Source organism: Terriglobia bacterium, from assembly GCA_035712365.1.
Lineage (GTDB): Bacteria > Acidobacteriota > Terriglobia > UBA7540 > UBA7540 > SCRD01.
The window spans coordinates 71,351-95,668 of sequence record DASTAW010000027.1 but is presented as its reverse complement, the minus strand read 5'-3'; the positions used below and the strand labels follow the sequence as shown (position 1 = coordinate 95,668).

Below are 24,318 nucleotides of genomic sequence, written 5' to 3'. Positions count from 1 at the left end.
TCAGTGCCTGCGGACATTCCTGATACCCGGGGTCGGCCGGACTACATAATGTGTTCCTGCGAGGCCGGCTCTTCTGCCTCTTCAACCTCAGCAATTCCCACGTCCTCGTCATCAACCTGAATCTGCAACTGGTTGATGAGGCGGTGAAGGTATCCGCGCGCCACGCCCAGTGCGCGGGCGGCGTCCACCTTGCGGCCTCCACACTCTCGGAGGGTCCTCATAATCAGCCGCCGCTTAAATTCGCGGACCTCATCCTCGTAAGACCGTCCTGCAACCGTCTGCTCGAAGTCACCGCGAAGGCTGTTGGGCAGGTGCCAGGTTTCAACCGTCGGCCCTTCTGCCATGACCACGGCATGCTGAACGGCGTTCTCGAGTTCGCGCACGTTACCGGGCCATTGGTATTCTTCCAGAGCGTGAATGGCCAGCGGCGAGAACCGCGTGACGTTCTTTCCGAATTGCTGGGCAAACCGTTGCAGGAAATGCTGGGCGAGGATAGGAATCTCATCACGGCGGTCGCGCAGCGCCGGGATCTCGATTTGCACCACGTTGAGCCTGTAAAAGAGGTCTTTCCTGAATTGCCCTTGCTCAACCATGGCTGCCAGGTCCCGGTGAGAGGCGCACAGGACGCGCACGTTGCACTCGATAGGCGTATTGCTGCCCAGCCGTTCGAACGACCGTTCCTGGAGGACCCTCAGCATCTTGGATTGCAGCCCCAGCGGTAAATCGCCAATCTCGTCCAGGAGCAGCGTTCCGCCGTGGGCCGCTTCAAATCTTCCGCGGCGCGTTGCAATTGCTCCCGTAAATGCGCCCTTTTCGTGGCCGAACAGCTCGTCTTCCACCAGAGTTTCCGGAAGGTTGGCGCAGGAAAACGCCACCAGCGGGCCCGCCGCCCGCGGGCTCAGGCGGTGAATGGCGCGGGCCAGAAGTTCTTTGCCTGTGCCGGTTTCACCGGCGATCAACACGCTGACATCGCAGGGCGCCACTTTGCGCGATGTCTCAAACACCTGGTGCATGGACTCGGACGTTCCGAGCATGTCGCCAAAGCGTCCACCGGAGAGGTCGCGCGAACGGAGGTCGGCCAGCTCTCTGGTTATTCTCTGGAAACGGCAGGCGCGGCGGAGAAGCAGCCGGAGGTCCGGCATGTTGGGAGGACTTGAGAGGGTGTCGTAGGCGCCATTTTCAAGGACGGTCCGGGCGAGGCTGTCGTCGGCGTCGTCGACGATTGCAATCATGGGGGTGGATGAATTGAGCTTTTTGATTTCATCCATCAGCCGGAGAGTCTCTTCAGCGTCCTCATCCTCTCCGCTGTCGTGTAAGTCGAGCAAGACGACATCGCACCACTCGCGCCATGCAGGATTTACTTCAAAGTCATCATATTCGCTGGTTCGAACTTCGTAGCCGGGCCCGAGGGCTCTTGTTACCACTTCTGCGAAGGGACCGTCTGAACTGAAAAACAAAACCCGGATAGCTTGTTCACACATCAGCTATACCCCGCTCTCTTGGCAGCTACAAACGATCTGCCGCCCGTACGTCCCGTCTAGGCAAACGCACAGTGACCCAATGTTGAGATTCCGAAGTGATCTCCCTCCCCCTTCGCAAAATTTTTACAGCATGTGCGGCGTGCATGCAATGGTACTAAAGTATGATGTGAAAAATCTAATAAAAAAGAACTTAACCTCTCATCCGGGTAAGGCCTTTCGTCATCTGAAGGAGAACATTGGCCGTTGCTGCCTGCCGCCCGGTCCAGTCCAAAATAGTCCTTCACACCAGCCCCGGAACTTGCGCTTCTTCTGGCAGGTTGATGAAAAACCCTCTGTACCACGTCATCCTGAGCCCGTTCGCCCTCCGCTTGCGAACGGCCCTGAACGGAGTGAAGGGGCTCAGGGTGAACTCCGCGAAGGATCTGTTTTGGTCATTTTCAGTGAGATACAGACCGCCGAGGGAGTGTCGGCTTCGGCCTTCAGAATTCATAATTTATAATTGGTTCTCCAAGCTTCCTTCACCAGCACAAGCTCACCGGACCGGCACCGGCTCATCATTAAGGCAACAACTGAGTCTTATTTTACCCTTGCGCTTCGACACCGGCGGAAATAAGATGCTTGCTGTAGAAGTGAGAGGGTACTCGATGATTTGCGATTGGGAGATCGCCAGGACGTTGTAGCGCCGGGCTTCAGCCCGGCATTTGCCGGATCGGGGTGAATCGTGCTCGGCGATCTGTTTTACCCTTTGCGGGCTCTATGGCGGCGCAAATTCGTGGAAGTAGAAGCGAAAGGGTAGCTTATGACAGACAGCCGAATCGATCTGCCGCAGGGGACGCTCGACCTGTTAATCCTCAAGACGCTGGCTCTTGAACCGCAGCACGGCTGGGCGATTTCTGAGCGCATTCAGCAGATTTCAATGGACGTGGTGACCATCAAGCAGGGTTCTCTTTACCCGGCGCTGCATCGCCTCGAGCGGCGCGGATGGATCAAGGCCCAATGGTCCATGACGAAAAACAGCCGGCATGCGAAATATTACGAGTTAACGGAAGCCGGAAGAAAACAGCTTGAGGCCGAGGAAAGCGCCTGGCGCAAACTCGCGGCTGCGGTCGGCCGAGTGTTGGAAACAGCGTAGCGGCGCGTCCGGCGCCTGCCGGATCGAGTTGATTCGTGCTCCACGATCTAATTTACCGGTTGCGGGCTCTCTTGCGGCGCGATTCCATGGAAGCGGAGTTGGACAAGGAACTGCGCGCGCACGTCGAACAGCAGGCGGAGAAGTATGTCCAGGCAGGGATGTCTCCGGAGGAGGCGGCACGGCGAGCACGGCTCGAATTCGGCGGCATCGAGCAGGTCAAAGAAGATTGCCGTGAAAGTTGGGGCGTGCGCATCGTCAGTGAACTCGCACAAGACCTTCGCTACGGCGCGCGCCAGCTTCGCCGCAACCCCGGATTCACGACGGTGGCGGTATTGACCCTGGCCCTTGGAATTGGGGCGAATACCGCGATGTTCAGCTTCCTTGACGCTGTGGTGATGCGGGTGCTCCCCTACCCACAGCCCGGCGAGCTGGTTGCCATTTATCAACAGCGTCGTGGCGGGGGAACGGAATCCACCCAGGTCCCGTTGTCTGCGTTGAACGTCGTTGACTTACAAAAGGATAGCCAAGGGTTTCAAGAGATCAGCTACTACCATTGGGAGCGTCCTTTTCTGGGCACTCCCAAGTCGGCGGAGTATCTGGTCGGCGCCGCGATCTCACCAGAGTTTCTCAAGCTTCTCGGCGTCGACCCGATCTTGGGCCGTGCTTTTGCACCGAGTGAGTTCGAACCCGGCAATGACCGTGTGGCCTTGCTCGGATATGATTTCTGGCAGCGGCAATTTGGGGGTCGACGCGACATCATCGGCCAGACGATCCAAATGGACGGCAAGCCCTATACAGTTCTGGGTGTTATGCCCAAGGGATTTTACTTCGTAATGGACGTGGACACCAATGTATTGACCCCGCTCGCGCTGAGCTCGGAAGATTTGTCCGAGCGCGAGCGATCGAGTCACACGTTGAGCGTTGTGGGACGTCTAAGTCCTGGTGTGACGCTGGCGAGCGCGCAGGCGGAAATGGACTCCGCCGCAGTTCGCCTAGCGAAACAGTATCCAAGTGCAAACCAAGGATGGGGATTGAAGGTCAGGTCGCTGCTCTCCACTTATTACCGCCAGTCAGTCCCAGAGTCGCTGCTAGCCATTGCGGCCGCTACGCTCCTTGTGCTTCTGATCGGCTGCGTCAATGTGGCAAATCTGCTGCTGGCCCGCTCCTCCGTCCGCCAGAAGGAAATCGCCGTTCGAGCGGCGTTAGGTGCCGGACGGAAGCGAATCGTCCGCCAACTGCTGATGGAGAGCCTTCTGCTGGCCCTCGCTGGGGGTCTGGCTGGAATTTTTGTCGGGTGGATCGGAGTCGATTTACTCGCGCTCGCCGCAAACCACTACCCGGTTCCTGGCCGACAAGGCATTGCGTTGAACGATTCGGCGTTTATCTTCTGCTTGAGCCTTTCAGTGATCACGGCTGTGATTTTCGGGCTTGTACCGTCGCTCCGCGCAACAAAGGTAGACTTGAACGGATCACTGAAGGAAGCTGCCGCCGCGGTCACAACGACAGCGGGACGAAGCAAGGTGGGCGGCCGGTTCATCGTCGCTGAGATTGCGCTCGCGGTGGCGCTGGTGACGGCTGCTGGCCTCCTGATACGCACGTCCACCAATCTCTTGAACGCAGATCTCGGCTTCGACCCCGACCATGTGCTGACGTTCGATACCGCCTTCCCGCCATACAAATACAAGACTGGCATTCAAGAGTCTGAACATGTCGAGGAAATCCTTGCTCGACTCCGCGCACTGCCAGGCGTTACGGATGCGGCTGGTTTCATCCCAGGCGGGAGGCTGGTCTTCAGACAGGAAGGGCAGCCGCCCCCTGCTCCCGGCCAAGAGCCAAGCGCTGACGCGGAGGCTGTTCTGCCTGGCTTCATGCACACGCTAAGGGCAACTTTGATCGCAGGGCGGGAGTTGACGCAAGCGGACACGGCCAGCGCGCCTCCCGTTGCCATCGTCAATGAGAGTTTTGCGCGAGTGTATTTCCCAAACGTCAATCCCGTGAGGCGGCAGATTGTACCTCTTTCGCAAATCTACGGATACGAAAACCCCAATGCGCCGCCCCAGCCTATCCTGATTGTCGGCGTTATCAAAGACATCTTCTTGCGTGGTCCAGTGCTCAGCAAAGGCCCGCGAATTTACCTTCCGTATTCCCAATATCCTGCCCAGCACGGAATGATCTTTGTCCTTCGGACTGCCGTCCAGCCGATGAGCTTGGTTCCGACCGTGCGAGCGGCGGTGCGATCCGTAGACAGCGAAGTGGCGCTCCTCGGTTTCGACCGGATGAGACATGATGTCGCTTCATGGGAACACGTATGGCTGCCCATGACCGCGGTCAGCATATTCGCGGGTCTGGCCTTGCTTCTTTCCGCAGTCGGGATTTCCGGCGTGATCTCTTATTCGGTCGCGCAGAGGACGCATGAAATCGGCATCCGCATGGCATTGGGCGCGGAAAGGCGGGACGTTCTCAGGATGGTGATCGGGCAGGGGCTCAGGCTGGCGTTGATCGGCGTGGCCTTCGGCGTTGCCGGAGCGCTGGCGCTTACAAGATTCCTCGCGAGCTTACTCTATGGCGTCACGCCTACCGACCCGGTCACGTTCATCGCCGTCTCGCTCATCCTCATCGCCGTCGCGCTCGCGGCCTGCTATATTCCCGCCCGCCGTGCGGCCAACGTCGATCCCATGACGGCCCTGCGACACGAATGATGAATTGTGATTGCGTGATTTGGTGATTGAACGGAAGTTGTAACGCCGGTCCCGCCCTGCGGGACTGGCATTTTCCGGATCGAGGTGAATCGTGCTCGGCGATCTGTTTTACCGTTTGCGGACTCCATTGCGGCGCGATTCCATGGAAGCGGAGTTGAGCAAGGAACTGCGCGCGCACATTGAACAGCGGGTTGCGTAAATGTCGCTCCTTTTGCGATGTATGCGACCCGCCGCCGTCATTCCGATCCCGCAAAGCGGGAGAGGAATCTGCTGGTAAGGCTCCTCAGGAGGTCGGAGCTTCAGTTCCGACACTTGTCAGACTCCTCGATCCAACGGGCTTCAGCCCCTGAAGCGATCATCGGGCAATTCTGAAGCACTGACCCGCTGCTCCTGACTTCTGACTCCTGACTTCTGGCCCCTGACTCCTGCCTTCCAGCCTCTCCCGCCGATTTTGCTTGACTTAGTAGGCTAGCTATGGTAGTCTTTACAGAGTGGTTCCCGGTAAGGCGCGGGGCCGGGCACAAGTCTTGCAGAGAGGCAGGCAAAACCTGCCAGGTTAAACATCGAAATTGGCGGTGCAGGATCAGGGAATGAAGCGGGGTGTCTGTAGCGCGCGGCCCATGGTTGGCCCAGCGGTTTTCGCAGTGGCAGGTGACAAATACGTGCCGGCAACGAGCGAATTTTTGCAGTCCCCCAAAAGGCACTTTTCGCGCTGGTTTTGAGGCAAATGGGACAAAAAAACACGTTTTTTGAAAAACGAACCGGAGAGGTTGTTGAAAACAAAGGAAAATTGCCAAAAAACGAACCGGAAACGAACCTAAAACAAAGCGGAGAAGTTGTTGAAAACACGTAGCTGTGGAAAAAACAAACCGGAACGAACCTAAAAACAAAGCTACCGATCTTGTTGAAAACACTAGGGGGGCCGAAAAAACGAAGCGAAAACATAACACAGCGGGCCCAGCTACTAAAAGAGTAGGGAGGTGAAGAACGTGCGGGAAGCACGTTAAGCGGAGACCTGCTGGCCGGGTATATTGCGTAACAGTTTCCGCCTGGAGCACGCCATGGGCTCCTTGTAAGTAAAACAGCCGTGGCGCGTTGAGATGCAATCGTTGACACAAGAAAGGCTGCCGTCTAGTATAAAAACGTTAGAATAAACAGAGATTTGGGCGCGTTTGCGCTCCTGCAACCAGGCCATGCGATCAGAACCAAACTTCGAACAAAGGCGCCGTGAAGTTTTGTCGGCGATCGTGCAAAACTACATCGCCAGGGGACTGCCTGTGGGGTCAAAAACGGTGGCACGTGAAACCGGGGAATCTCTGAGCCCTGCCACGGTCCGCAGCGTGATGGCGCAACTCGAAAGCGAGGGATTTCTGGAGCAGCCGCACACCTCCGCGGGCCGGGTCCCCACGGACAAGGCCTACCGGTACTACGTAGATCGCCTGATGCGGATAGCGCAGTTGACTCCTGCGCTGGCAAAGTTCATTGAAGAGAGTCTCAGCGGCGATGAGGTGCCAAACGATCAATTGATGGCCAGGGCCTCACACGTGCTTTCAGAGGTTTCGAGCCATGTGGGGCTGGTGCTGGGGCCGGCCCTCGAAGAGAAGCTGCTGGAGCACGTCAAATTCATCAGGCTCCCCGATTGCCGGGTATTGGTGGTGATCGTTTCGAAGCCGAATTTGATTGAAAACAAGGTGCTGCGGCTGGACGAAGACATCAGCCAGGAAGAATTGGATCGCAGCGCGGCCTATCTGAATGCCGAGTTTCGGGGATGGTCACTGAGGACCATCCGGCTGGAGATCTTTAAGAAAATCGAGGAAGCCCGTGAACTCTTTGATCACCTTTTGCGCAGCGTGGCCCGCCTGCTGATGGAAGGCGCGCTCGGGCACGACGAACTCGCGCCTCTGTTTGTTGAAGGCACGGCGCGAATCCTCGAGCAGCCTGAGTTTGAGGACGCGCGCAAAATCCGGCAACTGCTGCTGGCCTTCGAGGAGAAAGCCCGGTTGATCGAGATTCTGGGGTCGTTCCTGCATTCTGCGAGCCTGGGTGTGCAGGTTGTGATTGGGAAAGAAAACCCCGCCGATGAGATGCGGCATTGCGCCCTGGTGATGGCGCCGTTGAGGTATGGGTCAAGGATTGTAGGTGCTCTGGGAGTGGTTGGTCCTACGCGGATGGAATACGACCGGGCGGTGACAACCGTCGAGTACGTCGCCCACCTTTGTAGCCGGCTGTTGAGTGTCAATTGAAAACCGCCCGTTACGTCGCCCAAAACAAGCCGGCAGCGAATTTTTTCCGGGCCAACTGTTTTACAGTTTAAGACAGGATAGAATAACGAAGTTATGACAGACGAGAAGGACCTTACCGAAGAACCCGAATCGCGCGCGGATATGCACAGGAATCACCCTGCGCAGCCCGGCGCCGAAAATGTGCCAGGCCTTCCAGCCGATCTGGCCGCCGCCTACCGCCAGGTGCTGGAAGACAAAAAGGAGCTGTTTGATCGCCTGGTCCGGAAGCAGGCCGAGCTTGAAAACGTGCGCAAGCGGGTCGAGCGCGAGAAGGAGGATTTTCTTCAGCATGCAACGATGGGAATCATTCGCGCGTTGCTTCCCACGCTTGACGCTCTTGAACGAGGCCTGAAGCACCGCGAGGAGGATGTTCCGGATAAGTTTTACTCAGGGATGGAATTGATCCATCGCGAACTGCTCGAGGTGCTGAAAAGGGCGGGGCTTACGCCGGTTGAGAGCGAAGGGGCGACCTTCGATCCGCATGTCCATCAGGCGGTCGAAACGGTAGAGACGGACAAGTTCGGTGACCAGGCGGTGGTCGAGGAACTCCAGCGCGGGTACAAATTGAAGCAGCGGCTGCTGCGGCCTGCCATTGTGAAGGTTGCGGTTGCGCCAGCGGGAAAAAGAGCGTCTCCTAAAGGGGATGAGCGATAGTACCAAGCCAGCAGATGACGCTGCGCCGGGCGGAAGGCCCGGCCGGGAGCTCGCGCAAAGGTCCTGGCAAAGCATGGAGCAAAACCTGATGAGGAAGGCTGCGTGAATCAGAAGCGGGATTACTACGAAGTCCTGGGCGTTGGCCGTGGGGTAACGGACCAGGAAATCAAGAGCGCCTACCGTCGCCTCGCGCTTCAGCACCACCCCGACCGCAATCCCGGCAACAAAGAAGAAGCCGAAGAGCGCTTCAAAGAGATTACGGAAGCCTACAGCGTGCTTGCGGACTCTGACAAGCGCGCGGCGTATGACCGTTTCGGTTTTGCGGGCGTGGGCGGCGCCGGAGGAGGAGCGCCCGATTTCTCCTCGACGATCTTTTCCGGACTCGAGGATTTGTTCGGGTCTTTCTTCGATCTGGAAGAGCTTTTTGGCCAGGGCAGAGGGCGGCGTGTCCGCGCCGAGCGGGGCGCTGATCTCCGCTACGAAATGGAGATTTCTTTCGAGGAGGCAGCCTCCGGACTCGACACCAAGATCAAAATTCCTCGCAGCGAGAGCTGCCCAAGCTGCCATGGCTCCGGTTCAAGAAATGGCTCGCAGATGGCTGCCTGCGCTGCGTGCGGAGGGCGGGGCCAGGTCCGTTATTCGCAGGGCTTTTTCACCGTTTCGAGGACTTGCCCGCAGTGCCGTGGTACCGGCCAGGTGAATCGTGATCCCTGCCCCGACTGCCACGGCGAAGGGCGCGTGAGGCGCGAGAAAGTTCTGGGGATCAAGGTTCCGGCTGGCGTGGATGACGGCACCCGGCTACGAATTTCGGGCGAGGGGGAGGCGGGGCGCCACGGGGGCCCGCCGGGAGATCTCTATGTGGCCTTGAAGGTGCGTCCCCATCCTTATTTTGAGCGCCGAGGCGAAGACCTTTACGTCAGGATTCCGCTGTCCATCACCCAGGCTGCCCTGGGAACAGACATCAAGGTGCCGACGCTACGTGGACAGGAGAAGTTGAAGGTCCCTGAAGGAACACAGCCGGGAGCAGTGTTTCGACTGCGCGGCCACGGCATGCCGGTCTTGAACGGGCGCGGCCACGGCAACCTTTACGTTCTGGTTGACGTGATCATCCCTCACAGGCTGTCCCGCGAGCAGCGCCGGACGCTGGAATCACTGGCGCCATCGGTGGAAGTGGAGAACAAACCTGTGGAACGTGCATCCTCCGAAAAAGTCAAAGACGTGTTCGGATAATCCACTGGTGTTCGGGTGAAAATCTGGCCAGAGTGACGGCCGGCGGGAGCGGTCGTGCCTTTTCGCGGTCTGCGCCATAGTGGACTTTGCGTGCCTTCGCTTATTCGTTCCGTTTAGATCGTAAACCCTGCCAAATTCGCTGCACAGCGAATCGCTTGCTGTGCAGAATTCCGATGCCTCAGAGGTGTGGCCAGCGGAGCCAACGAAAGCCGACGGTGAACATGCTGCCATTGAATCCATGGTTCGGTTGCTCGAGCCCGGCATTCGACATGTGGAAATAATGATATTCAAACACCACGGCCCGTTGCGCGCCTACAAAGTACTGAAGTCCCACCCCGCCTTGCGAAAGAAACTGCGTGTGCCCTGTGATTTCAGACGCATTCTCGTTGATGGTGGTGTGCACGGGTCCCGACCCGGCATCGAAGTATGGCGCCACCCTGCCCACGGGTTTGAATCCGAAGCGCATCACCAGCGACGTTCCGATCAGGCTTCCGCCGGGATGCGCGGAACCGCCAAGCATCTGCTGGCTGATCAGCTCAAAGCGTTTCAGCGGAAGCCGGGAGTGCGGAGAATCCCAGGCGATGAACCCGATCTCGGGCGCTGCGAAAATGAAGTTGATGTGCGAAACGTTGTGCGGGATATCGTTCTCAACTCCAAACCCCAACTGGAGGCCCAATGTGAGCCTTCCGTGGCTGGTCCAGTAGGGTTCCGCTTCAGGCTGGGAAGGCTGAGCAGCCTGGGTTGGGGTTGAGAGATCGCTCGTGGAGGCGCCCTGGCTGAAAGCCACGAAAGGCGCACTCGCCCAGACTAATCCCGCCAGGGCAAGGCCTTGCAAAATGGACAGTTTTTGCATACGAATGGGTTCTCCGCATTCCATTCCGGGTGTAAAGACGCAGTGGGAACTGCTATCCCAATGGAGCCAGAAAATTAATCCAAAAACGCGCGGGCGACGGCTGATTATTTTTTCATCCACGCCCTGTTCCGGGAATTCCGCTCCTCTTACCTTTCGGGCGACGAGGCCTGTAACGGCAAGAGAGAGCAACGCAGAATTGTCCAAAGGATTTTCATGCCGGCGCGAACACTGCCAGAAATGGTGCCGGAAACTTTTGACTGGCCGTGCAAACGCCGGCTATAGCGGACGGGGAGCTCGCATACTCTAAGGCCCAGCTTGGCAGCCCGTGCCTGCATCTCCACAGTCCAACCGTACGTCCGGTCTCGCAAGTCGAGTTGCGCCAGGGAATGGCGGCGAATGATGCGCATGGGGCCGAGGTCGGTGAAACGAACGTGCCACATGATGGAGATCAGCCGTGTCGAAAACCAGTTTCCAAAACGCTGGAGCGCCGTAAGCGATCCCGGTTCCGGATTGCCAAGGGTGCGCGAACCCAGTACCAGGTCCCACGTGTCCTCATCAAAGCAGCGGACCATCGACTCGAGGTCTTCGGGATGGTCCGAAAGGTCCGCGTCCATAAAGGCAATGGCTGTTACGCAAGGCTGGACCTGGCGTAGGCCGCCCAGGCAAGCCTGGCCGTATCCGCGCCTTGGCTCACGCACGACTTCGGCCCCAGTAGCGGCGGCCACTTCGGCCGTCTGATCCAGGCTTCCGTTATCTGCCACGATGACCTGGTAAAACAGTCCCCAGGGGACGCGGCCTAGAACGCGGCCAATGGACTCGGCCTCATTCAGGGCGGGAATAATAAGGGCATAGGTGTGGCGCATGCGAACCCGATAGGATGCCTGAAGGCGGTATTTTACCATTGCTGGCCCATGCGGCAGGTCCGTTGTTCGGCAGCGAATGGAATCTGCTTCGAATTTTGTGGTATAAAATTTAGTTTACTACGCGATGCAGGAAACCCATATTCCAGATAGTTGCTTTCCCCGTGTGCCCACGGTCTACTCGAAGCGGCGATGGGCATTATTTGAAGGCCGGTATTGGCTGCGGGATATCGTTCTCGCGCTGTTGCTGGCCTTCACGGTCTTCCTGTTTCTTTACCAGCCGGTACAGGTTGAAGGCACCAGCATGCTGCCGGTTCTGAAGAACCACGAGCGCATTGTGGTCAACAGGTTTGCGTATCATGTTGAATCCATCCAACGTGGCGACATCATTGTGTTCTACTATCCGCTGGATCCTTCAGAATCGTTTATCAAGCGGGTTGTCGGGCTGCCCGGGGACTGGGTGAGCATTCGAGATGGGCAGGTCTTCGTGAACGGCAGGCGGCTGCATGAACCTTATCTCCGGCCGGCTTATGCGGACAGTGCGACCTATGCGCCCGTCCATGTGGCCCCGAACCATTATTACGTTTTGGGCGACCATCGGGATTTTTCAAACGACAGCCGCGAGTGGGGACAGGTTGCGCGAAAATATATCTACGGGAAGGCGGCGTTTGCCTATTGGCCTCCCGGTGATGCGGGCTTGCTGCGCTAGGCCGCAGCCGGTGCGGGCAGATTGAAAACGGCCTCATGGCCTTATTGAGGATTGTAAAATATAGTGACGTTTTCGCGTAGCGCCGGTCCCGCCAAGCGGGACCGGCCTCGATAAATGTCGCCGAGACGGCGGCGCTACAAAAACAACGTGTCACTAGATTATGCAACCTTTTGTAAGTTCATCACCCGGAATTTTTTGGCGACGGCTGAAACGTATCATCGGGGCACAGGAGGCCGGCTGTGCAGAAGCACCCAACCCGGACCTGAAACGCTCCGCACGGAGAACGAATGCAGGCGGTTCTTGCTTTAGAGGATGGAAGGATTTTTCGCGGGCGGGGATACGGCGCTGCCGGCGAACGTTTTGGCGAAGCGGTTTTCAACACTTCGCTTTCCGGTTACCAGGAAATCCTCACAGATCCTTCCTACGCCGGCCAGATTGTGTGCCTTACGTATCCGCACATCGGCAACTACGGCACCAACCCGCTGGATTCAGAATCATCTTCTCCCTACGCCGAAGGGCTGGTGGTCCGCGAACTGGCCGAACTCGCCAGCAATTGGCGGTCGGTGGAATCAGCTTCAGCGTTTCTGGCGGATTTTGGAGTGCCGGTGATATCCGACATCGACACGCGCGCGCTGGTGCGCCACCTCCGGACCCACGGCAGCATGCGGGCCGTGTTGTCTACGGTAGATTTTGATGAGCAGAGCCTTCTGCGAAAGGTGAAGGCCTCGCCGGATATGGTCGGGCTGGACCTCGCCAGCCGCGTGACGACTTCAGCGCGCTACGACTGGAGCGAGCCCTCGACCGATATTTATCAGGACCAGGCAGCGGCGGAAGGCAAAGTGCCGCGCCATGTCGTGGCTTACGATTTCGGCATCAAGCACAACATCCTGCGGCGGCTGGTGGATACCGGGTCCAGGGTAACAGTGGTTCCGGCAAGCACCTCGGCCGCGGATGTATTGGCCCTGAAACCGGACGGAGTATTCCTTTCCAACGGGCCGGGCGACCCTGAGCCCGTCGATTATGCGGTGCGAAACATCCGCGACCTTACAGGGCGAGTGCCCATCTTCGGAATCTGTCTGGGCCATCAACTGGTGGGACTGGCGCTTGGCGGAAAGACCTATAAGCTGAAATTCGGGCACCATGGCGGCAACCATCCGGTGATCAATCTTGAGACCAACAAGGTGGAGATTACGGCGCACAACCACGGTTTTGCTGTTGACCCCGACTCGTTGAAGGACAGTGAAGTAACGCTGACGCACCGGAATTTGAATGACAATACCCTCGAAGGACTGCGCCACCGCTCGTTGCCGCTTTTCACCGTGCAGTATCATCCGGAAGCCTCGCCTGGGCCGCATGATTCGGCGTACCTGTTCGACCAGTTTGTGAGATTGATGGAGGAGTTCAAGTCTGGAGGCGGTGCATGAAACTTGAAGAAATCGACCATTGGATGACCCAGATGACCGACATGATGGTCAATACCAGTTCCAAGCTTAATCAGGTTGCGGATCTTAATCTTGTGCTGGGCCAAAAGCTCGACCGACTTGCTGACCTTTCGTCTCAAACCGAACAAAAGCTCGACGGGCTTGGCGATAAGATTTACAAGCTGGCCGATGTCTCTGCATCGACAAACCAAAAACTGGACCGTCTGGCTGACCTCTCGGTTCGAACTGAACAAAAAATCGACCGGCTTGCTGATCTTTCGGTGCGGACGGAGCAAAGACTTGATAAGTTGGGAGACAAGATTGACAAGCTGGCCGATGTTTCTGGCTCCACGAATCAAAAACTGGATCGTCTTGTGGAGGCCTTGTTGCGCCGTGAGGGGCGGTGATGAGCGGAAGGCACTGAGCCAAATCCCTGCCCTGACGAAGGCATGGCAATAAACGTCAAGAGCCGCGTCAGGGCACGCCTTTAGGCGTGCTGACGGGAAGGGTGAAAACCGGTCTGGCTTTAGCCGCAGAGGTTTGGTCTAGAGGGGAGCGGTAGGGCTGCGAATGCGTGTCAACTGGACAATAACGGGCGATGGACTCGCGACACTGGTGGCTGGCATCATCGCATTCTGCGCCGTTTGGTGGCAGGTCCGCTCTTCCACCTCAAACCTTCAGAAGCAGCTTGACACCGAGAGGGAAGCACGCAATGAAGAGTTGAGACGGCGAAAAGTTGGAATGGCACGCGTGATGCTTGTAGATTTGACCGCCGTCTACTTTACGTTGAGAAGCTTGGATAGTTTGCGTTCCACGGATCCGGACTGCGTGAGGCCCCTGCCTCTCTTTAAGGCGATCCCAAGCGAATGGTCCATGGTGTTTTCAGCAATCTCCTCTATGCTGGGCGACCTTGACGCACACGTGGTCTCCGCCGTGGTCGCATGCTACTCCGCAGGCGCGAACTTCCTGGCGTGCATCCGGGACTACGAGGCAAGCGCCGAAAGGGTTCATAAGGGTGATGACATTTTCGAGCAAGATATAATCTCCAGGCGCCTGCTTGCGGGTCTTAAATGCAAATTTGAGGAGCTACGATTGTCGCTTTATTTGGCTTCCTGGTCGCTTTGCAGTTTTGCAGGAGTGCCGTTTTGTTCTCGCGATGTCCCGGTTGCCTCTGAGTGCGACCTGCTGGAGAAACTTGCAAAGACACAACCTGAACTGGCAGAGGCAATCCAGAAGAGCGCGGAAGATGCCTAAACGTACTGACATCCACAAAGTTCTCATTATTGGTTCCGGGCCGATTGTAATCGGCCAGGCGTGCGAATTCGACTATTCCGGGACGCAAGCGTGCAAAGCTCTCAAGGCCGACGGCTATGAGGTGGTGCTGGTCAACTCCAATCCGGCCACCATCATGACCGATCCCGAATTTGCTGACCGCACCTACGTCGAACCCCTCACTGTGGAGTACCTGGAAGCCATCATTGCCCGCGAGCGTCCTGATGCCGTGCTGCCCACTGTGGGCGGGCAGACCGCGTTGAACCTTGCCATCGAATTAGCCGAGAAGGGAATTCTTGACCGCTACGACGTGAAACTGATGGGCGCCTCGCCCACGGCCATCAAGATTGCTGAAGACCGGCTCTGGTTCAAGGATGCCATGAAGAAGATCGGCCTTGAGGTGCCGCGCAGCGTGCTGGTCAACACGGTGGAAGGGGCGCTGAAGGTTTCTGATCAGATCGGCTTTCCGTTGATCCTGCGGCCCTCGTTTACCCTGGGCGGGACGGGGTCCGGCATCGCCTATAACCGCGAAGAGCTTGCCGAGAAAATCCGCTTTGGAATCGATCTGAGCCCTGTCCACGAAGTGCTGGTGGAAGAGTCCGTGCTGGGCTGGAAAGAGTTCGAGCTGGAAGTGATGCGCGACCACGCGGACAACGCCGTGGTGATCTGTAGCATTGAGAATTTTGACCCCATGGGAGTCCACACCGGCGATTCCATCACCGTGGCTCCTGCGCAGACGCTCACCGATAAGGAATATCAGGTGATGCGCGACGCCGCCTTCAAGGTGATCCGCACGGTAGGGGTCGAGACCGGAGGCTCCAACATTCAATTTGCGGTCGAGTCGGGAACGGGACGCATGGTGGTGATTGAAATGAACCCGCGCGTTTCCCGCAGCTCGGCCCTGGCGTCCAAGGCCACAGGCTTTCCCATCGCCAAGATTGCGGCGCGGCTGGCCATGGGCTATCGGCTGGACGAAATTCCCAACGACATCACCAAGAAAACTCCGTCGTGTTTTGAGCCCACACTCGATTACGTGGTGGTGAAAATCCCCAAATGGGCCCAGGAAAAGTTTCCCGAATCCGACTCCACGCTGGGCACGCAAATGAAGTCCGTCGGGGAAGTCATGGCGATCGGGCGGACCTTTAAAGAAGCCTTTATGAAGGGCATTCGGTCGCTCGAGACGGGCCGCAAGCCTCCCAAGCCCCCCGCCGACCGTGAAGAGATTCTGCGCCGCGTTTCCACACCCAATCCCGAACGACTCTGGGACCTGCTTTACGCCTTTAACGCAGGCGAGAGCGTGGAGACGCTGGCCGAAATTACCCAGATCGACCCCTGGTTCCTTGACCAGGTCCGCCAGATGGTGGTGATGCAGAACGAGCTTAAGCGTTTTGACATGGCGGGCGTGCCGGTCAGTGTTCTGCGCGAGGCCAAGAGGCTGGGCTTCTCAGACCTGCACCTGGGTGAGTTGTGGGGAGTCAGCGGGCCCGAGGTTCGTCAAAAGCGGCTGGAACACAATGTTCGGCCGGTCTTTAAGCGAGTAGACACCTGCTCGGCGGAATTCGAATCCTTCACACCTTATTTCTATTCCACCTACGAAGACGAGAATGAAGCGGAACCGACCGACCGCAAGAAGATCATGATTCTTGGCAGCGGCCCCAACCGCATCGGGCAGGGAATCGAGTTCGATTACTGCTGCGTCCATGCGTCGTACGCGCTGAAGGAACAGGGATACGAGACGATCATGGTGAACTGTAATCCCGAAACCGTCTCGACCGATTATGACACCTCAGACCGCCTCTACTTCGAACCGTTGACCTTTGAAGACGTCATGTCGATTGTGGAAGAAGAGCGCCCGGCCGGCGTCATTGTCCAGTTTGGCGGCCAGACGCCCCTGAATCTTGCCCGACAGCTCAAGGCGGCAGGCGTCCCGATCATTGGCACATCGCCGGAATCCATCAATCTGGCCGAAGATCGCAAGTATTTCGGAAAACTGCTCAGAGACATGGAGGTCCCCCAGCCCGAGAACGGGACAGCCATGAGCGTGAAAGAGGCCCTCGAGGTCGCCAAACGGATTGGCTATCCAGTGCTCGTCCGGCCGTCATACGTCCTGGGCGGGCGCGCCATGGTAATTGCGTATGACCAGAAGATGCTGGCGAACTACGTGCGCCGAATCGAGGAACTGGAAGGCGCATTCCCCATCCTGATCGACCGCTTCCTGGAGAACGCTACCGAAGTAGACGTGGACGCGCTTTCTGATGGAACAGACGTTGTGATCGGGGGCATCATGGAACACATCGAGGAGGCCGGCATCCATTCGGGTGATAGTTCCTGCGTCCTGCCCTCAGTGAATATTCCCGAGGAAACCCGCCGCAGCCTGATCGACTACACCACCAGGCTGGCTCGTGAACTGAAGGTGGTGGGATTGATGAATACTCAGTACGCCATCCAGAACGGAAAAGTTTACGTGCTGGAGGTCAATCCCCGGGCGTCGCGGACAGTACCCTACGTGAGCAAGGCGACCGGCGTGCCCCTGGCCAAGATTGCGGCTCGATTGATGGTGGGCGAGAAACTGAGTTCCTTCAAGCTCGAACCTGAACTCCCAGTCGGTTATTTTTATGTCAAGTCCCCAGTCTTTCCGTTCCAGAAATTTCCGGGTGCTGATTCGGTGCTGGGGCCGGAAATGAAATCCACCGGCGAAGTGATGGGCTGCGCCGACGACTTCGGGCTTGCCTTCGCCAAAGCCCAGCTTGCCGCCGGCCAGAAGATACCGCTGAAGGGCACCGTCTTTATTTCCGTCAACGACCACGACAAGCCCCACGCCGTCAGCCTGGCGCGCGACCTTGCCGGGCTGGGCTTCCGGCTGATCGCCACAAGGGGGACCGCCGCGGCCATTCGCGCGGCGAAAATCAAGGTGGAAAAAGTCTATAAAGTGGAAGAGGGCCGGCCGAATGTGGTTGACCACATCAAGAATTCCTCCATTGACCTGATCATCAATACGCCTCTTGGCCGCGGCTCGCGCTACGATGAGAAATCCATCCGCCGCGCGGCCATCCAGCACGGAGTGACCTGCATTACGACACTTTCGGCCGCGACGGCCGCTGTTAACGGTATCCGCGCCCAACGCGACCGCGGCATTGCGGTCGCCTGTCTTCAGGAGCTTCATCTGGAGCACAAGGTGATGGCCCAGAGGTCTGGCGCCAGTAAAACGCTCAACACGGGTGGCTGACACTCATGACAAGGAAAGAAATTCTCGATCGGATTAAAGGGGTCTTTGTTCCCGTAGTGACACCCTTCAATACGCGCGGCGATCTTGACGAGGCGGGGTTCCGTTCCAACGTGCGGCGGTATGTAGGGCAGGGATTTAATGGCATTCTCATCGCAGGGTCAACCGGCGAGGGTCCGTACCTGACCGAGCGCGAACGGATGCGCCTGGTGGAACTGGCCCGGCCATTGGTTCCCGCCCCAGAAATCCTGCTGGTCGGTACTGGCGTTGAAGCAACACGCCAGACAATCCATTTGAGCAAGGAGGCCCTGAAACGAGGGGCCGATGCTTTGCTGGTGCTGACGCCAGGTTACTTCAAGAACCGCATGGATTCAGCCGCGCTCACCGCGCACTTTTCGGCCGTGGCCGACGCCGTGCAGCGGCCCGTGTTGATCTATTCAATTCCGCAGTTTACCGGCATCAATATTGACCCGGAGACGATTGCGCGCCTCTCGCGCCACGGCAACATTGTTGGCCTCAAAGAGAGTTCCGGTAACCTGGAGTTCCTGCGCGATGTTTTGACGAAATCCAAGGCAGGATTTCGCGTCCTGGCAGGCTCGGCATTGATCATGCTGGACGCTTTCCAGGCAGGAGCAGCGGGCGCTGTTCTGGGCCCCGCAAACTACATACCGGACCTGTGCCTTGGAATCTACAATCGATACCTCCAGGGCGATTTTGCCGGCGCCAGGCAAGTTCAGCAGAGCATCCTGTCCCTCGTCCAGGAAGTAAACGTTCGCGCCGGGATACCTGGGATCAAATACGCACTCGATTTGTGCGGTTACCGCGGCGGAAAACCCCGAAGCCCTCTGCTGCCCTTAAGCCGCGTCGAAGGACGGAAGGTGGCTGCTGCCCTGAGGGAGGTCGGCATCCACCCGAAGAAGTTCCAGGCGGCCTGATTTTTCAACCCTATTTTGAATCGTAAGTCGCCATTGCAACATCATTGTAGAGTTGCGGGAGGTATTGCCGGGGTGTTGTTGCAATTCTAGCCGCCGCGTAGTGTAGCATGTGAAGAATATGGATACCGTATCGCTGCCGCTTTCTCAAGTCCCGAAATCGAGCAAGCTCCTGGTGGACTACGTGGAGCGGCACGGCAAGGTTGCCCGATATTACAACGGCTCTCCCTTTTCTGCCGAAACTTATGACAATCTCAGAGAGAAGCTTCAAGACGTTCAAATTGATCGAGAGACACTTGTCGGTGTTCTGCTGAAACAAAACAAGGCTTTCGGAGCCGGCCAGGATACCTTGCAGAACATTCAGCGACTCAGCCGTCCGGAGACTCTGGCGGTTGTAACCGGGCAGCAGGTTGGGCTCTTATCGGGTCCGGCCTTCACCCTTTATAAGGCTTTAACGGCGGTGCGGTTGTCGCAGTCGCTCAACGAACGAGGGATGACAACCGTAACGGTATTCTGGCTGGCCTCCGAAGACCACGACCTGGAGGAGGTAGCCCAAACCTACGCTTTGAACGACGAATATGAGGCCGTTCATTTGCACGACCCTGGAGACCGGCCCGCACCCCAATCAGCCGTTGGCCGGGTAAAACTGACGGAGAGCATTTCCGGAGTGCTCGACCGGCTGAAATCTCTCCTCCAAACTTCCGGCAATGGCGCTCAATTGCTTGACGACCTGCGTATCGCGTATCGGCCCGGAAACACGTGGTCACACGCATTTGCGCAGTTTCTTACCCGCCTGTTCGACCGTTGGGGTGTGATTCTTCTTGACCCTATGGACGCGGCGATCCACGCGTTAGCTGCTCCGATTTACTGGAAGGCATTGCGCCAGGCTGTCGAGTTTCGTTCGTTGCTTCAGGCGCGTTCAATTGAACTCGTCAAAGCGGGCTACCACGCCCAGGTCCACATTGCTGAAGATTCGACCCTGCTCTTTGCTGATCGGGAAGGGAACCGCCTGCCGGTGCACGGCCCTGCCGCCGGCGGGAAAGAGTTTTCGATCGGCGACCGCCAAACGGCTTCTTTCAGCGAGCTGGAGAACGAGATCAAAGATCGGCCGCTTAATTTCTCTGCCAACGTCCTGCTGCGGCCGGTTGTGCAGGACTCGCTGCTGCCAACCATTGCTTACGTTGCAGGACCCTCTGAGTTGGCGTATCTCGGCCAGTCGCAGGTGCTCTATTCAGCCCTTAATCGGCCGATGCCCGCAGTCTTTCCCCGCTGCGGCTTCACTCTGCTTGACCGCCGCGTCGAGCGCTGGATGGAGAAATATCAGGTTACCGCCGAAGACGTCTGGCTTGGCCAGGACCATCTTAGTCAGCGCATTGCTGCCACGGCACTTTCGGAAGGCTGGTCCGAACGTTTTGACCAGACGGAGAAGGAATTGGCAGAACTGCTGTCACGGTTGCGAAAGGATATCGAGGTCCTCGACCCCACATTGCTGGATACGCTGAACCACGCGGAAGAAAAGATCCAATATCAGGTCGAAAAGCTCAAAGCCAAATTGACGCGTTCGGTACTCAGCCGTTCGGATGTCCTGGCGCGCCACGAACAGGCCCTTCTTCGTGCCATCATGCCTGAAAAGGAATTGCAGGAGCGGCTTGTCAGCGGGGTGTACTTCCTGGGCCGGGCGGGGTACGGGTTGCTTGACCGCTTGCTCGATCAAATTCCTGCCGATTCTTCGGGGCACTACATCATGAGTTTTTGAGTTTCATTCGGGCATTCGTTTAAGACAGGATTCGTGGCCACGTTAGGCTGAGAATCCCTCGCTTGCTCTTGATATACTGAATGAAGTTTTTCTCCTGAATATCGACGCCTGAACAGAGGAGAGAAGAATGTCTGAGCAGCAAGCACGGGCCCCAAGCGCGGAAAAACCGAAAAATCAGCGCCACACTCTTCATATTGAGACCAACTCCCGCGTGGAGTTTAGAGATGTTACCAGCCAGATCGAGCAGTTGGTCGAGAAATCGGAAATCGAGAGCGGCCAGTGCCACGTGTTCGTTCCGCATACCAGCGCGGCGGTCCTGATCAACGAAAACTACGACCCAGGTCTCCGCGAGGACATTGCGGACTTCCTCAAGCGGCTTGCGCCTACCGCCGCTGGTTATCGCCACAACGACGGCAACTGCGACTCTCACCTCAAGGCAACCCTCCTCGGCGCCACCAGAACACTTCTGATTGAGGACCATCGCCTGCTGCTCGGCCGCTGGCAAGGCGTATACTTTTGTGAATTTGACGGACCTCGCCGGCGAGACCTCTACGTCAAGCTTGTCTCGGATTAGCCATGGAAATGCTCGGCCTTTACATCCAGGTCCCTTTCTGTGCCTCAAAGTGCAGTTTCTGCAATTTCAGTTCGCGAGTAGCTCGCGCGGACGTCTATGACGCCTACTGCCAGGCCGTGGTCCGGGAAATCGACAGCCTACCGGAAATTTATGGGAGGGCTGGAATAGCGCCGACTATATTCCAGAAATCCGTGGACTCGGTTTACATAGGGGGAGGAACGCCCTCACTCCTTGGAGCCGATCGCCTCAATCAGATGGTCGCTGGACTTCACCGGCTGTTCCGGTTTAGTCCCAACGTGGAATTCACTTTGGAAGTCACGCCGGGATCGGCGGACAAGGATTTTCTAAAACATGTCCGGACTCTCGGCATTAACCGCCTCAGTATCGGTGCACAGTCCTTTGATGATGGCGAGCTGTGCTCTGTCGGACGGCTACACTCTGCTGATGACACCCGAGCATTGATTCGAACCGCGCGTGATGAGGGCTTTGATAACGTCAGCCTGGATTTGATTGCCGGGCTGCCGCACCAGACGCCAGGCTCCTGGAACTCTTCATTAGATTCTGCGATCGCGCAGACGCCAGAGCACCTCTCCCTCTATCTTTTCGAAATTGACGAGAAGAGCCGCCTGGGCGGTGAAGTACTGCGCCACGGCATACGCTATCACGCTGGGGAAATCCCGGATGATGATTTCATGGTTGATGCATACGAACTGGGGCGCGAGCGATTGCGCCAGGCGGGCTACCGTCACTATGAGATTTCAAATTTCGCGGTTTCGGGCCGCGAATCGATCCATAACCGGAAATATTGGCAGTTGGAACCGTACCTGGGCCTGGGCGCAGGCGCACACTCTTCCGACGGGCAATTCCGTTGGGAAAACGCCACGGCGGTGGAAGAATACGAAAGGCGCCTGGCACAGGGAGAGTCGCCAATCTGCGAGCAGCGGCGGGTGAACTCCGAAGCGCAATTGGAGGAGTTCTTTTTTCTCGGACTTCGCCAGTTGGATGGGATTAATCTGATCGAGGCCCGTCGCCGCTGGGGCAGCGGACTCCTTGACCGGTGGACTCAGAAGATCCGGTCGCTTGAAAGTGACGGTTGGCTTGAGCTGCACAACGGCCGGGTGCGCCTGGCGGAAAAAGCGCTCCTGGTTTCAAACGAGATCTTCCAGGAATTCGTCGGCGTCTAACGCACTTGATGTTCGAGACTGGAGAGATTAACATGGGTCAATCAAGGGTTGATCTGCGCAGTGACACGGTGACTCGTCCGACGCCGGCAATGCGACGTGCAATGGCAGAGGCGGAAGTGGGCGATGACGTGTACCGCGAAGACCCAACGGTCAATCGTCTCCAGGAGCGCGCTGCCGAAATTTTCAACCGTGAAGCCGCACTCCTGGTTCCTTCAGGCACCATGGGGAATCAGACGGCGCTCAAGGTCCACACGCGGCCTGGCCGGGAGGTGATTTGCGAGGCGCGCGCACACATTTACAATCACGAAATGGGTATGATGGGAGCTTTTTCGGGTGTCGTGCCAAGGACGATTGTAGCCGAGGACGGGATCATGCGATGGGAGCAGGTCGAACCCCTCATCCGCCGCCGCAGTGATCATCACGCCAGTACGGGTTTGGTTGAATTGGAGAACACGTCAAATCTTGCAGGCGGGTCCGTTTATCCGCTTGCAATCTCCGATGAAATATGTGACCGTGCGCATCAGCGGGGCCTGCCGGTCCACCTGGACGGCGCCCGGATCTTTAACGCCAGCGTAGCGCTCGGACGCTCTGTAGTGGAACTGACGCGAAAATTTGACTCCATCATGTTTTGTCTGTCCAAGGGGCTGGGCGCGCCGGTGGGGTCAATGGTGCTGGGGTGCAAGGACTTCATCGAAGAGGCGCGGCTTGTCCGCAAGATGCTGGGTGGTGGAATGAGGCAGGCGGGAATTCTGGCCGCAGCCGGACTGGTGGCGCTTGAAGAAAGCCCGACGCGCCTCCATATTGATCATGAAAATGCGAAGTTCCTGGCAGAAGGACTGGCGGAAATCCCCGGCGTGGAAATCGATCCGGCCAAGGTCGTAACAAACATCCTCTTTTTCGATGTGTCGGCCAGCGGACTCACCGCCAGGGAAGTCTCAAAGCGTCTGGCCGCGCAGGGTGTGCTGGCGAACCCTACGGGCGCCTCAATCCTGCGCATGGTGACGCACTTTGACGTTGACCACGCAGGTTGCGAGCGGGCGCTCAGCGTGCTGCGGGCGGTTCTCGCGGTCGCGCAAAATTCCGTAGGAGCGTGAGCCTCCTTCCACACCTTGGCAAATAGCGGGTTAACCCGCCGGCTGAAAGGAAGAGTAGGTGAGGTGCGCTCAGTGTTTCTTATCCGCTTTCTCGCTGTACAACATACCAAGGACTTCGACGTAATGGTCGCGGTATTCGGTGTCGTGCGGATCCATCTGAGTGCAAGTGCGGTATTCCTTGAGCGCTCCGTCCAGGTCGCCCAGCTTTTCGAGCGCATATGCCAGTCCGCTGTGCGCATCAACGCTTTGAGGATCGCGGCGGACAGCTTCCAGCATTTCTACTTTGGCGCTCTCCCAGTCATGGAACATGAGGAAGGTAATCCCGAGTTCCCGGTGCAGATCTCCGTTTCTCGGGTCAAGCAGCGTTGCTCTCCGCAGGAGATCGACAGACTCTTTGAATTGGCCGCTCGACCGCAGTTGATCCGCCTCTGAAACCATATTGCGCAACTGCATCTCGGACGCGGCAGGATTCAGGGAGACGGATTCCGCCACTCCGGAGCTGCTATCAGCCGACCGGGCATCGAGTTCCATCCGCTGTCCTGCGATAGCAGAAATAAAATAGGAAGTTTCGCGCTGGTTCGGACACTGCACATGGATGTAATGGTTACCTGAGTCTACGCCCTTAATCACCAGGACACCGTCGCTCCCGGTGGTCCCGGCATCCTCGCCATCGACATCCACCTTACAACCGTCCTTCCCCGATACGGCCAAAACTGTGGCCGATGGCGCCGCGTTCGCGTGTTTCTTTCCGAGCAACCATTTGGCCGAGCCGCAGGTGTTGCCCATGAGCATAAGAGCGGAAAGGAGAAGGATGTGAGGACGGGTGTTCATATTCTTGGACACAATAGTATCACGGAAGATGCCGCCGAAAGCAGCAATAACCTACGCAAGAGATGTGTGGCAGCAAAAGGCATCAGGCTTAAGCATGTTAGAATAACCCTGAATCGAGCGGTCAGTGCGGC

General features: G+C 57.6%; 20 protein-coding genes. 16 read left to right on the top strand and 4 right to left on the bottom strand.

Translation table 11 applies throughout. The features are described 5' to 3' along the window. Positions 1-41: 41 nt before the first annotated feature. The gene (locus VFQ24_07650; protein HET9178217.1) at positions 42-1,481 is read right to left on the bottom strand and encodes a sigma-54 dependent transcriptional regulator; all 1,440 of its coding nucleotides are present in this window, start codon (positions 1,479-1,481) and stop codon (positions 42-44) included. A gap of 799 nt (positions 1,482-2,280) precedes the next feature. On the opposite strand from VFQ24_07650, the gene VFQ24_07645 reads away from it, so the two are divergent. The 6 genes from VFQ24_07645 to dnaJ all read left to right on the top strand — a co-directional run bounded on the left by VFQ24_07645 (position 2,281) and on the right by dnaJ (position 9,478). Continuing rightward, entirely contained in the window at positions 2,281-2,613 is a 333-nt protein-coding gene (locus tag VFQ24_07645) for a PadR family transcriptional regulator (protein ID HET9178216.1), read from the top strand. Positions 2,614-2,648: 35 nt separating this feature from the next. Next, entirely contained in the window at positions 2,649-5,312 is a 2,664-nt protein-coding gene (locus VFQ24_07640) for an ABC transporter permease (protein ID HET9178215.1), read from the top strand. A gap of 727 nt (positions 5,313-6,039) precedes the next feature. Then, the gene (locus tag VFQ24_07635; GenBank protein ID HET9178214.1) at positions 6,040-6,165 is read left to right on the top strand and encodes a hypothetical protein; all 126 of its coding nucleotides are present in this window, start codon (positions 6,040-6,042) and stop codon (positions 6,163-6,165) included. Positions 6,166-6,505: 340 nt separating this feature from the next. Beyond that, positions 6,506-7,555: a heat-inducible transcriptional repressor HrcA gene (hrcA, locus tag VFQ24_07630; protein HET9178213.1), complete on the top strand. Its 1,050-nt coding sequence runs from the start codon at positions 6,506-6,508 to the stop codon at positions 7,553-7,555. Between the two features lie 93 nt (positions 7,556-7,648). Further along, entirely contained in the window at positions 7,649-8,248 is a 600-nt protein-coding gene (gene grpE, locus VFQ24_07625; GenBank protein HET9178212.1) for a nucleotide exchange factor GrpE, read from the top strand. A 102-nt stretch (positions 8,249-8,350) separates the two neighbouring features. Next, positions 8,351-9,478: a molecular chaperone DnaJ gene (dnaJ, locus tag VFQ24_07620; GenBank protein HET9178211.1), complete on the top strand. Its 1,128-nt coding sequence runs from the start codon at positions 8,351-8,353 to the stop codon at positions 9,476-9,478. 178 nt (positions 9,479-9,656) lie between these two features. Here the strand turns inward: dnaJ and VFQ24_07615 are convergent, their stop codons facing one another. Together VFQ24_07615 and VFQ24_07610 are read right to left on the bottom strand one after the other, a co-directional pair. Then, complete coding sequence (locus VFQ24_07615; protein ID HET9178210.1) at positions 9,657-10,331, bottom strand: acyloxyacyl hydrolase; 675 nt, start codon at positions 10,329-10,331, stop codon at positions 9,657-9,659. A gap of 146 nt (positions 10,332-10,477) precedes the next feature. Beyond that, positions 10,478-11,233: a glycosyltransferase family 2 protein gene (locus VFQ24_07610; GenBank protein ID HET9178209.1), complete on the bottom strand. Its 756-nt coding sequence runs from the start codon at positions 11,231-11,233 to the stop codon at positions 10,478-10,480. A 124-nt stretch (positions 11,234-11,357) separates the two neighbouring features. Between VFQ24_07610 and lepB the strand changes: the two genes are divergently transcribed. The 10 genes from lepB to VFQ24_07560 all read left to right on the top strand — a co-directional run bounded on the left by lepB (position 11,358) and on the right by VFQ24_07560 (position 23,356). Next, positions 11,358-11,900: a signal peptidase I gene (gene lepB / locus VFQ24_07605; protein ID HET9178208.1), complete on the top strand. Its 543-nt coding sequence runs from the start codon at positions 11,358-11,360 to the stop codon at positions 11,898-11,900. 287 nt (positions 11,901-12,187) lie between these two features. Beyond that, positions 12,188-13,324 carry a glutamine-hydrolyzing carbamoyl-phosphate synthase small subunit gene (gene carA / locus VFQ24_07600; protein ID HET9178207.1) on the top strand — a complete coding sequence of 379 codons (1,137 nt, stop codon included), beginning with the start codon at positions 12,188-12,190 and terminating at the stop codon, positions 13,322-13,324. Continuing rightward, positions 13,321-13,728, top strand: a complete 408-nt coding sequence (locus VFQ24_07595; GenBank protein HET9178206.1) for a hypothetical protein — start codon at positions 13,321-13,323, stop codon at positions 13,726-13,728. Before carA ends, VFQ24_07595 begins: the two co-directional genes overlap by 4 nt. A 163-nt stretch (positions 13,729-13,891) precedes the next feature. Next, positions 13,892-14,575, top strand: a complete 684-nt coding sequence (locus VFQ24_07590) for a hypothetical protein (protein ID HET9178205.1) — start codon at positions 13,892-13,894, stop codon at positions 14,573-14,575. Further along, entirely contained in the window at positions 14,568-17,819 is a 3,252-nt protein-coding gene (gene carB / locus VFQ24_07585; protein HET9178204.1) for a carbamoyl-phosphate synthase large subunit, read from the top strand. The genes VFQ24_07590 and carB overlap by 8 nt, the downstream gene beginning before the upstream one ends. Positions 17,820-17,824: 5 nt before the next feature. Beyond that, complete coding sequence (locus tag VFQ24_07580; protein HET9178203.1) at positions 17,825-18,751, top strand: dihydrodipicolinate synthase family protein; 927 nt, start codon at positions 17,825-17,827, stop codon at positions 18,749-18,751. Between the two features lie 118 nt (positions 18,752-18,869). Continuing rightward, entirely contained in the window at positions 18,870-20,504 is a 1,635-nt protein-coding gene (bshC, locus tag VFQ24_07575) for a bacillithiol biosynthesis cysteine-adding enzyme BshC (GenBank protein ID HET9178202.1), read from the top strand. A 127-nt stretch (positions 20,505-20,631) separates the two neighbouring features. Further along, entirely contained in the window at positions 20,632-21,078 is a 447-nt protein-coding gene (locus VFQ24_07570; GenBank protein ID HET9178201.1) for a secondary thiamine-phosphate synthase enzyme YjbQ, read from the top strand. Positions 21,079-21,080: 2 nt separating this feature from the next. Beyond that, on the top strand, positions 21,081-22,262 hold the full coding sequence (hemW, locus tag VFQ24_07565) for a radical SAM family heme chaperone HemW (GenBank protein HET9178200.1): 1,182 nt from the start codon (positions 21,081-21,083) through the stop codon (positions 22,260-22,262). Between the two features lie 32 nt (positions 22,263-22,294). After that, complete coding sequence (locus tag VFQ24_07560) at positions 22,295-23,356, top strand: GntG family PLP-dependent aldolase (GenBank protein ID HET9178199.1); 1,062 nt, start codon at positions 22,295-22,297, stop codon at positions 23,354-23,356. Between the two features lie 69 nt (positions 23,357-23,425). On the opposite strand, the gene VFQ24_07555 is transcribed toward VFQ24_07560, so the two are convergent. Then, complete coding sequence (locus VFQ24_07555) at positions 23,426-24,199, bottom strand: tetratricopeptide repeat protein (protein ID HET9178198.1); 774 nt, start codon at positions 24,197-24,199, stop codon at positions 23,426-23,428. Positions 24,200-24,318: the final 119 nt, after the last annotated feature.